The organism is Enterobacter cloacae complex sp. ECL411, from assembly GCF_021869665.1.
GTDB classification, from domain to species: domain Bacteria; phylum Pseudomonadota; class Gammaproteobacteria; order Enterobacterales; family Enterobacteriaceae; genus Enterobacter; species Enterobacter intestinihominis.
This window is the reverse complement of sequence record NZ_CP091486.1, coordinates 3,622,689-3,635,926: the sequence shown is the minus strand read 5'-3', so window position 1 is coordinate 3,635,926 and position 13,238 is coordinate 3,622,689. Positions and strand designations below refer to the sequence as shown.

Here is a 13,238-nt window from a genome sequence, read left to right as displayed (position 1 = left end):
ATCGGAACTGACAATCGCTGTCGCGTTTTGGACACGGTGCGGTGTTTTGCCGGATGGCGGCTACGCCTTATCCGGCCTACGTTCGTAGGCCCGGTAAGCGTAGCGCCACCGGGCAAACCGTGCACAGGGCTAGTGCGCTCCACCACCCCCGCTACCGGCACCAAACGGTGGTTTGGCAAACCACACCAGCCCCAGCAGGACGATGAAGATCCCCGCCGATATCCAGAAAATCTCGTTTGCCGAGATAATCAGCCCCTGGTTGGTGATCTGCTGGGCAAGCCAGCCGGACGCCTGCTGCTCCGTCATCCCCATCCCCTCAAGCTGGCTATACATCTGCTGAGCGTTAGGGTTGAACGGGTTCACCGCTTCGGTCAGCTGGGCATGGTGCATCGCTTCCCGGTTGGTCCACAGCGTGGTGGTGATCGATGTCCCGATGGAGCCCGCCAGCGTACGAGTGAAGTTCGACAGGCTCGATGCCGCCGCCATCCGCTCAGGCGGCAAGCCGGAAAGCGTAATGGTGGTCAGTGGCATAAAGAAGCACGCCACAGCAAAGCCCTGAATAAACTGCGGCCACGCGGAGGCGCCAAAGTCCATTCCCGGTTCAAACGTATACGCGCGCCAGTAGAAGCAAACGGCGTACATGATGAAGCTGAACGTCACCAGCCTGCGCATGTCGAGCTTATGGGCGAAACGGCCAATAATTGGCGACAGCAGAACCGGAATTAACCCCACCGGCGCGGAGGCCAGCCCCGCCCAGGTTGCGGTATAGCCGTACACCTCCTGCAACAGCTGCGGCAGCAGAACAATCGCGCCGAAGTAGAGCATATAGGCGAGGCTGATACAGAGGCAGCCGATGGTGAAGTTTCGCGATTTAAACAGCGAGAGGTCGACTATCGGATTTTCGTCCGTCAGCTCCCAGACAATCAGGAAGCTAATGGCAACCACGGCGACCACCGTCAGCACGATGATTTCCGTAGAGGCGAACCAGTCCAGCTCTTTGCCGCGGTCGAGCATGATTTGCAGGCTACCGATGCCGACAACCAGCAGTGCCAGCCCGATGCCGTCGATCCGCCGCTGTTCGGTCCGCGTTTCGCGACCACGCAGAGACTGTAGCGTCATCAGCACCACCAGCGCACCGATGGGTACGTTGATGAAGAAGATCCAGCCCCAGTGATAGTTATCGCTGATATAGCCGCCGAGGATTGGCCCGCAAATTGGGGCGACAATCACCGTCATCGACCACAGCGCGAGCGCGATGGAGCGCTTGGCGGGCGGATAGTTGTTCAGCAGTAAACTCTGCGACAGCGGAATCAACGGCCCGGCGACAATCCCCTGGATGACGCGGAAGAAAATCAGCATCGTCAGGCTGCTGGACATGCCGCAGGCCCAGGAGGCCAGCACGAACAGGATCGTCGACCAGAGGAACAGCTTCACTTCACCGACGCGCTTCGCCAGCCAGCCGGTGATGGGAATAGAGATGGCGTTCGCCACCCCGAATGAGGTAATGACCCAGGTCCCCTGGCTCAGCGATGAGCCAAGGTTCCCGGCGATCGTAGGGATCGCCACGTTTGCGATGGTGGAGTCCAGCACCTGCATGAATGTCGCCAGCGACAGCGCAATGGTCATAATGACCAGCTGCGCCCCCTCAAGCGGTTTTTGCGGCTTTTGCTGTTGCATAACGCTCACCTTCGGCTTAACCGGCGTTTGCCTTCACGATGTCATCGATCAGCTTATTGACCGGATCGAGGCTAATTTCACGGGCGTTACTTTCATAAGCTGGCGTGCTGCGCACCTGGCTTGCGAGGATCTGACCGTCGCGGTTGGCGGTATCGACCGTCACCAGCGTGGAAAGGCCAATTCGCAGCGGATGGTCTGCCAGCTGCTTAGGATCCAGCTCGATACGTACAGGCAAGCGCTGTACCACTTTGATCCAGTTGCCGGTGGCGTTCTGTGCAGGCAGCAGGCTGAACGCGCTGCCGGTCCCCATGTCCAGACCGACCACTTTACCGGTGTACTTCACGTCATCACCGTAGATATCGCTGACCACGGTTGCGGTCTGGCCGATACGCATATGCGCCAGCTGGGTCTCTTTGAAGTTCGCGTCCACCCATAGGTTGTTCGCCGGAACGACCGCCATCAGCGGCGTGGTGGTGCTAATTTGCGCACCCGGCTGCACGGAACGACGGGAAACGTAACCGGTCATCGGGCTGACGATTTTGGTACGTTGCAGGGCAAGCCATGCGTTACGCACTTCGGTCGCCGCCTGTTTCACCGCTGGCTGGTTTTCCAGAGAGGTGCCCAGCACCATCGCCTGGTTGGCGTTGTACTGTTGGATCGCCACGTCCAGCTGCGCCTGTGCGCTTGCCACCGCATCGCGTGCGTGCTGCAACTCTTCACGGCCAATCAGGTTGGCGGTGCCGAGAGGAACACGACGCTTGAGGTCGCTCTGCGCCTGGGCCAGGGCCGTTTTCTGCACGTCGATATTGGCCTGAAGCTGTTTGCTGTTGATCATCAGCTGGCGGGTCTGGCGAACGCTGGAGGCCAGCGCCGTCTGTGCTTTTTCAAACGCCTGTTGGGCGTCGGTCGGGTCAAGCGTGACCAGCACATCCCCTTTTTTCACAAAGTCGGTGTTGTCAGCCCAGACTTTCGTCACGCTGCCTGACACCTGCGCCATGATTTGAACCTGATTCCCTGCCACGTATGCATCGTCTGTCTCTTCAACATGACGCAAGACTAAAAACCAATAGATCCCATATGCCACGGCAATAATAATAAAGAGCAAGGTCAGCAGAATAAGGGCGCTCTTACGTTTGCCCTTCTTGTTGACCGGTTGCTGCGGGGGGGTGTTCTCCGCATTTGCGCTCATTGTTGTTCTCCACGATCTTTTTATTTTCACATCGGCTGAGCCGACCTGTTGTCAGAAAGGCCAGCAGTTTCACGTGCTGGCCTGTCAGTTTTTCTTTTGCAATCTGGAATGTTGAGCGGATCGTCGCGTTAGCGCAGCGCCTCAAGAATGACGCCATCTTCATCCATCTGGTCCAGACGGGTGAGCAGCTTGCGAGTAATATGCTCAAGCTGGTCGCGCTCGGCGGTGCTGAGGGCAGACCAAAGCTGGTGCAGACAGTTATGCTGCGGTGGCAGCACTTCGCGCAGGAATTCGTGACCTTTCTCGGTCAGTTGCAGATGCAGGCAGCGGCGATCGTTATCGCTCTCACGGCGCTCGATCCAGCCGCGCTTCTCCAGCTCATCAGCAATACGGGTTGCATTGGTACGGGATGAACCCAGCGCGCAGCTCAGTTCAGACGGCTGAATGCTGTGGTTTTCCTGAGACTCAAGCGTAATCAACGCCATAAACAACGTCTCGTTAATCCCTTGCGCTTTCAGCATCTTGTTACGATTTTCCAGCAGCTTACCCTGCATGTGCATGCACAGGCGGGTCAGCAGGATCTCCTGATACGGGAAGTCCTCATGACGACTGGCGCGGAACTTAAGCATTTGTTCAATGGGCGTAAACGAACTATCCATTTTGGGCATAACCTCATTAATTACAGCCGATATAGTAACGATAGTGACAAATAATGTAAATGAATTATTTGTGCGGTTATATCCGCCAAACGTATGTCACCATCAGAAAGCGCCGGGTAAATCCGTGACCCAGTGAGCACAGAAAGTGTGGGGTTTGTACCCGCGAAAGAGGGGATGTGAGGACTGGGGTCTGAACTATTCATGCCGGTAGTAAATATGTCACCCACAGTAAAATTTCTGGGATAAATGATTACCGTTACCTTAACAGATGCAGGCCCCCTTTACACCCCAGGGGGCCCAAAGCAATGTAAAACTTAGTGAATTGCTTCCTGGCGGTGATAGCCGCGCCACCATACCAGCAGATTTATCGCCGCCACGACGGCGCCGATTGCGCACACGCCCGTCCAGCCCGCATGCTGCCAGGCGGAGGCTGAGATTAGCGAGCCCGCCGCGCCGCCGATAAAGTAGCTGGTCATGTACCCGGCCGTCAGACGGTTACGGGCGTCTGGTTTCACGCGGTAAATCACGGTCTGGTTGGTGATATGTACGCCCTGCACGGTGAGGTCGAGTACCAGAATACCGACAATTAGCGCCAGCACTGAGACGTGTCCGTACCAGATAGCCGCCCATGAGAGCAGGAGTAAAACCAGCCCTGCGGAGGTGGTCATATGAGATTTACCTTTGTCGGCCAGGCCACCCGCCGGGCGCGCGCCCAGTGCGCCAGCCGCGCCTGCCAGCCCGAACAGGCCAATCACGCCTTCTGAGTAGTTAAACGGCGGCGCGGCGAGCAGAAACGCCATCGACGTCCATAAGATGCTGAAGTTGGCGAAGGTGAGACACCCCAGAACGGCGCGTGTGCGCAGGAGTTTATCCCGGGTGAAGAGGCTGAAAACGGAGGCGAGGAGCTGCGGATAGTTCAGGTGATTCTCCTGCTTCACCTTTGGCAGGCCGCGCCACAGGGCCAGCGCCATGATAACCATCAGCACGCTTGCCACCCAGTAAACGGTGCGCCAGCCGCCGAGGCTCGCCAGCAGCCCGGCAACGGTTCGCGCCAGCAGGATGCCCAGCAGCAGGCCGCTCATAATAGTGCCAACCACTTTGCCGCGTTTTTCCGGGGAAGCCAGCGTCGCCGCGAGGGGAACCAGAATTTGTGCCACCACCGAGAACAGCCCCGTCAGCGCGGTACCGATAATCATCATCGTTAACGACTGGCTGCTGGCGGTGATCAACATCCCGCCTGCGGCCAGCAGCGTCATGGAGACGATAAGCATCCGGCGCTCAAACATATCGCCTAATGGCACCAGGAACAGCAGCCCGGCCGCATAGCCGAGCTGCGCAGCGGTGACGATAAAGCCGGCGGAGCTGGCTGAAAGATCGAAAGCACGCGCGATAGTATCAAGCAGAGGTTGCGCGTAATAGTTGCTGGCGACGGCCAGTCCCGTTGCCACGGACATTAAAAGGATGAGTGCGGAGCTAAGCCCTTGAGTTGTTTTTGTCATTTGTTTCAGGAATCGTAAGTTAAGTGATTATTTTTCCGGAAACATAATAACCAATGATTGTGAATGTTGGGGGATTGTTACGTGGTGGATTGTGCGGTTTAGGTTGGGTGCGGTTTGATCCCCTCACCCTACCCCTCTCCCCAAAGGGGAGAGGGCAGGGTGAGGGGTAGTATTTTTACTTCTGCGCCTCAAGCGCCTCTTTCACCCAGCCATCGAACTGCTGCTGGTGGGCTTTGATCCAGCCATCCACGTGGCCTTTGATATCTGCTTCGGATGATTTACCCGCGTGCATCATCGCGTTCTGGGCGTTAATGTCTGCCAGCGGCAGTTTCATCACCGAGAATAGCTTCGCCGCCGCCGGGTTTTTCTCGGCCCAGGCTTTGTTCGCCACGATATGCATGGTATTCACCGGGAAGCCATAGTTCATGCCGTTTGGCAGTTTGGTGTCGATATCTTTCTGCTCGCCCGGCAGGGAGGAGAAGGGCACCTGCAACCACACCACGTCTTTGCCCGGCTTCAGCACGTCGCTCACCCAGTACGGCGTCCAGGTGTAGTAGATCACCGGCTTGCCTTCTTTAAAGCGGGCGATGGTATCGGCCATCATCGCAGAGTAATTGCCGTGGCTCACGTCGACGGTCTTCGCCAGATCGAAGGCTTTGTTCTGGTGGTTAATCACCGCTTCACAGCCCCAGCCCGGCGAGCAGCCCATCATGTCGGCTTTGCCGTCACCGTTGGTATCAAAGAGTTTGGCGATCTTCGGATCTTTCAGCTGTTCAATATTGGTGATGTGATACTTATCGGCGGTTTTCTTGTCGATCAAATATCCCTGCGCAGCGCCGGTCACAAAGGTGCCTTCGCGGTAGAATTTCTTGTCACCGCCTGCGGCGGCATACATATCGTCGTGCAGCGGCTGCCAGTTCACGGCGGTAAAGGTGGCATCGCCGGAGGCAATAGAGGTATAGCCCACGTTGTAATCCACTTCACTGGCGGTATTCACCGTATAGCCCAGTTTCTCCAGCGCACGGCTGACAATCTGGGTCTGGAAGGACTCTTCCGAAATGGTGCTCTGCACCGGCTGCACGGTAATGCCTTTGCCCGGCAGGTCAGCGGCAACTGCGCTGGTGGAGACAAGGGTCGCAAACGCTGTGGCAAAAAGTACGTTATGTCGCATCGTTGTTCCTTATTTTGTGAATGGGCGGGTGAGTAACCCGACAGGGCCGGTGGTATACCAGCGACGGTTGCCGCGACTGCGTGAATCACGACCGACAGCCTGGGTCAGGCGGTCAAGAATGATGGCGAGGATCACAATCCCGACGCCGCCGACGGTCGCCAGCCCCATATCGAGACGGCCAATGCCGCGCAGTACCATCTGACCTAACCCGCCAACGGCAATCATTGAGGCGATCACCACCATCGACAGCGCCAGCATCAGCGTCTGGTTAACACCTGCCATAATGGTCGGCATCGCCAGCGGAAGCTGAACCTTAAACAGCATCTGACGCGGGCTGGCGCCAAACGAGCGTGATGCCTCTATCAGATCCGCAGGCACCTGGTTAATGCCCAGAATGGTCAGGCGAATAATCGGCGGCAGGGCAAAGATAATGGTCACGACCACCCCCGGTACGTTACCGATGCCGAACAGCATCACGATAGGCACCAGGTAAACGAACGCTGGCGTGGTCTGCATCGCATCCAGCAGCGGGCGGATAATTTTTGCGGCCCGTGGGCTGCGCGCCAGCCAGATCCCCATCGGCAGGCCGATCGCCACGCAGAACAGCAGGGCGGTCAGCACCAGCGCCAGGGTGATCATCGCCTGAGACCACGCGCCAATCGCGCCGATGGCAATCAGGGAGATCAGCGTGGCGATCCCCATACCCGCGCTGCCGAACTGCCATGCGATCAGCGAGAACAGGATAATCGCCACCGGCGCGGGCATGCCCAGCATTAGCTGCTGGAAGCCGTTCAGGATGTAATCCACCGGGATACGGATCCCCTGGAACACCGGACGGAAGTGGGTAACGACCCAGTCGATCCCCTCCGTTACCCAGCTATCCAGCGGGATCAGCGTCTTGTGGAACGGATCCATAATATTGAAATGCTCTGGGGCAGGCGCCGGTGCGCTGTTGAGCCAGTCTGCCGCGCCGCCGCCATCGGCAGGCGCAGGCGTCGACCCCCACGCATCGGCAGATTGCGCCGCGCTGTCCGCTGCTTCAGTGGTGCCCCATGGGTTTGATTGATCAGCCATTGTTTGTCCCCTCGCGATCTAAAGCCTGTAGCAGCATCCGTTTTGAGATGATGCCAACGTACTGTTGTTCTTCACCGACAACCGGCACGGCGCACGGCGCCTGACCCACGTGAGAGAGCAACTCGCTGAGCGGCGTTTCGGCGTCCACGGCAAGCGGAGCGTCAATCAACGCCGCATCGATTCCCTGGTTTTCGCTCAGGGCGGTTTTCAGGGAGTCGATGGAGACAACGCCGACAAATTTATTGCCGCGTTCAACCAGATAACCGTATTCACGGTCTTCGTCCTGCAACAGCTTCAGCGCGGAGCGCGGACCAAAACCTGGCGTTTTTCGAATAATGCCGTTTGGTGTTCGACGGGCAATATCTTTCGCACTGAATACGTGGCTAATATCCACGCCGCGGAAGAAGGTGCGCACATAATCATTCGCCGGATTATTGAGAATTTCATCCGGTGTGCCGACCTGCACCACTTCACCATTTTGCATAATGGCGATACGGTCGCCAATACGCATGGCTTCATCCAGATCGTGAGAAATAAAAACAATGGTGCGCTGATGTTTGGCCTGTAATTTTACCAACTCATCCTGCATCTCGGTGCGAATTAAGGGATCGAGCGCCGAGAAGGCTTCGTCCATTAATAAAATATCCGGATTAATCGCTAATGCGCGCGCTAATCCTACGCGCTGACGCATACCGCCGGAGAGCTCATCCGGATACGCATGAGCATAATTTTCCAGCCCGACCTGACGCAGTGCATCAAGGGCTTTTTCCTGACGTTCCTGAGCGGGCGTGCCGGCTAACTCCATGCCAAAGGCGGTATTATCGAGTACCGTCATGTGCGGCATCAGTGCAAATGACTGAAACACCATCGCAATTTTCTTTCTGCGCACCTCGCGGAGTTCCGCGTCTGATATTCTGGCGATATCAACGCCGTCAATCAGCACCTGTCCGCGGGTGGGTTCAATCAGGCGATTGAGAAGGCGAACCATAGTGGATTTACCCGAACCGGATAATCCCATGATGACAAAAATCTCGCCTTCTTCAATGGCCAGACTGGCGTCTTTAACGCCAAGCGATAGCCCGGTTTTTTCCAGAATTTGCTCTTTCGAAAGGCCTTTCTCAATATATTTGAAAGCACGCTGTGGGTGCTCGCCAAATACTTTATAAAGATTTTTCACTTCTAATTTAATTGCCATGCAATAGAGAGTGTCCTGTTATTTGTTTATGTCGATATGATTACCATGGTAAATAGTTAACTGGCATTACCCTAACATACTCAGAATCTGAGACAACCCTGGACCTGCCTGAGGTCGGAATTTTACCGCAAGCGAAACGGCTGAATTTCCCATGAATAAAGGGCTGAGGGCGCTTTGAATTTTTCTCAATTTTTTGCTACTGCATGGGAGAATTTCGCCTGAATCGGTGTGATTCAGGCGAATATGAAGGAGAAATTACAGTGTAGTACGTAGTGGAATATTCGGCTGAAAATAATGAAATGTAGAGTTAATTAATGAACGTTAATTCATTCATTAAAAATCCCAGTCCTCGTCTTGCGTCTCCACCGCTTTACCCATCACGTACGACGAGCCGGACCCGGAAAAGAAGTCGTGGTTTTCATCGGCGTTGGGCGACAGCGCCGCGAGGATCGCCGGGTTCACTTCCGCCATTTCCGGTGGGAATAACGCTTCGTAGCCCAGGTTCATCAGCGCCTTGTTGGCGTTGTAGCAGAGGAAGGCTTTTACGTCCTCTTCCCAGCCCGTTCCGGCGTACAGCTCCTCGGTATAGCTCAGCTCGTTGTCATACAGATCCATCAGTAAATCGAGGGCAAAACCTTTGAGTTCCTCGCGTTTTTCCGGGGTGACTTTCTCCAGTCCTTTCTGGTACTTATAGCCGATGTAATACCCGTGTACCGCTTCATCGCGGATGATGAGGCGAATCAAATCGGCGGTATTAGTGAGCTTGCCCCGGCTCGACCAGTACATGGGCAGCCAGAAGCCGGAATAGAAGAGAAAAGATTCCAGGAACACGCTGGCGATCTTCTTCTTCAGCGGCTCGTCGGCCCGGTAATATTCCAGCACCAGATCTGCCTTGCGCTGCAATGACGCGCTCTCTTCGCTCCAGGCGTAGGCCGCGTCCACGTCTCTGGTCTGGCACAGGGTGGAGAAAATCGAGCTGTAAGAGCGGGCATGGACCGCCTCCATAAAGCTGATATTCGACATTACCGCCTCTTCGTGCGGGGTCAGCGCATCACTCATCAGCGCAGGCGCACCCACGGTATTCTGAATGGTGTCCAGCAGCGTCAGGCCGGTAAAGACGCGGATTGTCAGCTGCTGCTCGGCATGGCTCAGGGTTTGCCAGGCCGGAATATCGTTGGAGAGCGGCACCTTTTCCGGCAGCCAGAAGTTGCTGGTCAGGCGGTTCCAGACCTCCAGGTCTTTATCATCCTGAATTTTGTTCCAGTTAACGGCACTTACGCGTGACAGTTTCATCCTTTCTCCTTACAGCGCGCAGGACACGCAGCCTTCAATTTCGGTACCTTCCAGCGCGAGCTGGCGCAGGCGAATGTAGTACAGCGTTTTGATGCCTCTCTTCCAGGCGTAGATCTGCGCTTTATTGATATCCCGCGTGGTGGCGGTGTCCGGGAAGAAGAGCGTCAGCGACAGCCCCTGGTCCACATGTCTGGTCGCCTCGGCGTAGGTATCAATGATCTTTTCCGGGCCGATCTCATAGGCGTCCTGGTACAGAGCCAGATTCTCGTTAGTCATAAACGGGGCAGGGTAGTAGACGCGTCCGGTTTTGCCTTCCTTGCGGATTTCAATCTTCGACACGATCGGATGGATGCTCGACGTGGCATGATTTATATAGGAAATGGAGCCGGTTGGCGGAACCGCCTGAAGGTTCTGGTTATAGATGCCGTAGTGCATCACATCCTCACGCAGCTGTTGCCACATCTCACGCGTCGGCAGGGTAATGCCGGCGCGGTCGAAAAGCGCGCGTACTTTTTCGGTTTTCGGCTGCCAGTCGCCTTCCAGATACTGGCTGAAATACTCTCCGCTGGCGTAGCGGGACTGCTCAAAGCCTGCGAACCGCTGGTTGCGTTCGCGCGCCAGCAGCATCGAGGTATGCAGCGCATGCCAGGTGATGGTATAGAAATAAAGGTTGGTGAAATCCAGCCCTTCCGGGCTGCCGTAGGCGATACCCTCCCGCGCCAGATAGCCGTGCAGGTTCATCTGCCCAAGGCCGATGGCATGCGACGCGGCGTTGCCCGCCTCAATGGACGGTACGCTGCGGATGTGGCTCATGTCCGATACCGCCGTCAGCCCGCGAATGGCGGTCTCTACCGTGCGGCCAAAATCGGGGGAATCCATGGTGTGGGCAATATTCAGCGAACCGAGATTGCAGGAGATATCTTTGCCGATATCCGCGTAGTCGAGGTTCTCGTCGTAACTGGACGCGCTGTTGACCTGCAAAATCTCCGAGCACAGATTGCTCATGTTGATGCGCCCGGCAATCGGGTTGGCGCGGTTCACCGTATCCTCGTACATGATGTACGGGTACCCGGACTCAAACTGAATTTCGGCAAGCGTCTGGAAAAAGTCGCGGGCGTTAATGTATTTCTTACGAATGCGCTCGTCCGCCACCAGTTCGTCATACAGTTCGCTGATGGCCACATCGCCAAAGGCTTTGTCGTAGATACGCTCGACGTCATACGGCGAGAAAAGCGCCATGTCGGCATTTTCTTTGGCCAGCTTAAACGTGATATCCGGGATCACCACGCCGAGCGACAGGGTTTTAATGCGGATCTTTTCGTCGGCGTTTTCACGTTTGGTATCCAGAAAACGCAGAATGTCCGGATGATGCGCGTGCAGATAAACCGCGCCCGCGCCTTGACGTGCGCCAAGCTGGTTAGCGTATGAGAAAGCATCTTCCAGCATCTTCATCACCGGGATGACGCCGGAGGACTGGTTTTCGATGCGCTTGATCGGCGCGCCCGCTTCCCGCAGGTTCGAAAGCAGAAATGCCACGCCGCCGCCGCGTTTCGAAAGCTGTAGCGCCGAATTTACCGCACGGCCAATCGACTCCATATTGTCTTCAATACGCAGCAGGAAGCAGGAGACCAGCTCGCCGCGCTGGGCTTTGCCGCAGTTAAGGAACGTTGGCGTGGCGGGCTGGAAGCGGCCAGAGAGGATCTCCTCCGTCAGTCTTTCGGCCAGGGCTTCATCGCCCTGCGCCAGCGTCAGGGCTACCATCACCACCCGATCTTCAAAGCTTTCTAAATAGCGTTTGCCGTCGAAGGTTTTCAGGGTGTAGCTGGTGTAATACTTCCACGCGCCGAGAAACGTCTGGAAGCGAAAACCGCTGGCGTGCGCCCGTTCAAACAATGCCACCGCGAAGGCGCGGTCGTAGCGGGTCAGGACGCGCTCTTCGTAATAACCCTCTTTTACCAGCCAGTCGAGACGTTCCTGCTGGCTGCCAAAGACGACGCTGTTCGGGCGTACATGAGCGGCAAAAAAGGCGTCCACCGCCTCACGATCTTTGCCAAACTGAATGCGCCCCTCCCGGTCATAGAGGTTTAGCATGGCGTTTAATGCATGGTAATCCGGCGTCGCCTGAATCACGCGCTCTGCGGTTGTCGTTGCCAAAATTCGTTCACTCCTTTACGCACGTTCTCTACGTCCTGCTGTGTCCCCATCAGTTCAAAACGATAGAGATACGGCACGCCGCATTTTTGAGAGATGACATCCCCGGCGCGGGCAAAGGCCTCGCCGAAGTTGCGATTGCCTGCCGCGATCACGCCGCGAATCAGCTGCCGGTTATGGGGATCGTTCAGAAAGCGGATCACCTGACGAGGCACAGCCCCCGCGGTGCCGCCACCGCCATAGCTGGGCACTACCAGAATGTAGGGTTCGTCTACCTGAATACGCTCCCGCTCGTTCAGCGGAATGCGAATCGCGGGCAGCCCGAGACGCTCCATAAACCGAAGCGTGTTTTCCGAGCTGCTGGAAAAGTAGACCAGCCTGCTCATGCACTGACGCCCTGAACGGCAAGGCGGTTGATCATGTCCGGACGAAAGCCAGACCAGCTGGTGTCGCCGGCAACCACGACCGGAAGCTGACGGAAACCCTGCGCCCGCAGGGTGTCTGCCGCGTCAGGCACCTGATCTATATTGACCATCTCAAATGCCACGCCGCGACTCTCCATCGCCCGTTTCGTGGCGTGGCACTGAACACAATCGTTACGAGTGTAAATAATAATGCTCATGATTCGTATTTCCATTTAGAATGAGAGAACGGCGCGAGTAAACGCGTCATGTTGTGTCTGTCTTGCTAAAGGGAATACTAGATGTAGTTGAGATAACTTTCAACCACACAAGATATGGGAAATTCAGATTGATAAGGCCCCAATGATGAGCCTGGCGGGGCAGGGCGAACTGCGCGGGTTTTTCAGGCTTTCAGGCAAAGAAAAGCCCCGGCGCCTGAGGCTACCGGGGCTGAAAACGCGTGCTTACTTACGCAGGCTAAGCAGGGCGCCGACAAAAATCCCGACTGCCGCGACCGTTCCCAGCGTACACAGCGGTTTTTCACGTACGAAGGTGGTGGCGCAGCTGGCCATATCGCAGGCCGCCTGAGTGGTACGTGAGCGGCCATTCATCCTTGCTCGCGTTTCACGCAGCAGAGACTGAGCCTTACGTTTCGCGGCATCTGCTTCGTCCTTCGCGTCAGAGCCCCAGGATTTCAATACGGCTTCCAGCGTGTCCGCTAATTGGCTGACATCGTTACGAATATCCTGGGTGTCGTCGTTAATATCGTTTCGGTTCGGTCTGTTAAACATACGATCCTCCATAATTTGTGTTCCTGTTTAGTTTAGTCCAGAAATGTAATATCTGAAGCGAGTCACGGCTTATCGGGCAGTTTATGGAATATTCTGAAAGCCCTGCTAATGCTGAATACTGTAAGGTTGCCCGGCAGG

General features: G+C 56.1%; 12 protein-coding genes. All 12 read right to left on the bottom strand.

Features of this window, described 5'->3' with window-relative positions:
* Positions 1 to 129: 129 nt before the first annotated feature.
* The 12 genes from emrB to L3069_RS17330 all read right to left on the bottom strand — a co-directional run bounded on the left by emrB (position 130) and on the right by L3069_RS17330 (position 13,100).
* On the bottom strand, positions 130 to 1,677 hold the full coding sequence (gene emrB / locus L3069_RS17385; RefSeq protein ID WP_022649134.1) for a multidrug efflux MFS transporter permease subunit EmrB: 1,548 nt from the start codon (positions 1,675 to 1,677) through the stop codon (positions 130 to 132).
* Between the two features lie 16 nt (positions 1,678 to 1,693).
* Positions 1,694 to 2,866 carry a multidrug efflux MFS transporter periplasmic adaptor subunit EmrA gene (gene emrA, locus L3069_RS17380; RefSeq protein WP_022649133.1) on the bottom strand — a complete coding sequence of 391 codons (1,173 nt, stop codon included), beginning with the start codon at positions 2,864 to 2,866 and terminating at the stop codon, positions 1,694 to 1,696.
* 128 nt (positions 2,867 to 2,994) lie between these two features.
* The gene (gene emrR, locus L3069_RS17375) at positions 2,995 to 3,525 is read right to left on the bottom strand and encodes a multidrug efflux transporter EmrAB transcriptional repressor EmrR (protein WP_017694792.1); all 531 of its coding nucleotides are present in this window, start codon (positions 3,523 to 3,525) and stop codon (positions 2,995 to 2,997) included.
* 314 nt (positions 3,526 to 3,839) lie between these two features.
* Positions 3,840 to 5,024 (bottom strand): MFS transporter, encoded by a 1,185-nt coding sequence (locus L3069_RS17370; protein WP_038416574.1) that lies wholly within the window; start codon positions 5,022 to 5,024, stop codon positions 3,840 to 3,842.
* 175 nt (positions 5,025 to 5,199) lie between these two features.
* The gene (gene proX / locus L3069_RS17365; protein WP_017382774.1) at positions 5,200 to 6,195 is read right to left on the bottom strand and encodes a glycine betaine/L-proline ABC transporter substrate-binding protein ProX; all 996 of its coding nucleotides are present in this window, start codon (positions 6,193 to 6,195) and stop codon (positions 5,200 to 5,202) included.
* Positions 6,196 to 6,204: 9 nt separating this feature from the next.
* Positions 6,205 to 7,269: a glycine betaine/L-proline ABC transporter permease ProW gene (proW, locus tag L3069_RS17360; RefSeq protein WP_022649132.1), complete on the bottom strand. Its 1,065-nt coding sequence runs from the start codon at positions 7,267 to 7,269 to the stop codon at positions 6,205 to 6,207.
* Complete coding sequence (proV, locus tag L3069_RS17355) at positions 7,262 to 8,464, bottom strand: glycine betaine/L-proline ABC transporter ATP-binding protein ProV (protein ID WP_022649131.1); 1,203 nt, start codon at positions 8,462 to 8,464, stop codon at positions 7,262 to 7,264. The genes proW and proV overlap by 8 nt, the downstream gene beginning before the upstream one ends.
* 333 nt (positions 8,465 to 8,797) lie before the next feature.
* Positions 8,798 to 9,757 (bottom strand): class 1b ribonucleoside-diphosphate reductase subunit beta, encoded by a 960-nt coding sequence (gene nrdF / locus L3069_RS17350; protein WP_022649130.1) that lies wholly within the window; start codon positions 9,755 to 9,757, stop codon positions 8,798 to 8,800.
* Between the two features lie 9 nt (positions 9,758 to 9,766).
* A complete protein-coding gene (nrdE, locus tag L3069_RS17345) occupies positions 9,767 to 11,911 on the bottom strand; it encodes a class 1b ribonucleoside-diphosphate reductase subunit alpha (protein ID WP_038416573.1) in 2,145 nt (714 codons plus the stop codon).
* Positions 11,884 to 12,294, bottom strand: a complete 411-nt coding sequence (gene nrdI / locus L3069_RS17340; RefSeq protein WP_022649128.1) for a class Ib ribonucleoside-diphosphate reductase assembly flavoprotein NrdI — start codon at positions 12,292 to 12,294, stop codon at positions 11,884 to 11,886. Before nrdI ends, nrdE begins: the two co-directional genes overlap by 28 nt.
* Complete coding sequence (gene nrdH / locus L3069_RS17335) at positions 12,291 to 12,530, bottom strand: glutaredoxin-like protein NrdH (protein WP_038416572.1); 240 nt, start codon at positions 12,528 to 12,530, stop codon at positions 12,291 to 12,293. The genes nrdI and nrdH overlap by 4 nt, the downstream gene beginning before the upstream one ends.
* 243 nt (positions 12,531 to 12,773) lie before the next feature.
* A complete protein-coding gene (locus L3069_RS17330) occupies positions 12,774 to 13,100 on the bottom strand; it encodes a DUF883 domain-containing protein (protein ID WP_017382769.1) in 327 nt (108 codons plus the stop codon).
* Between the last annotated feature and the right edge of the window lie 138 nt (positions 13,101 to 13,238).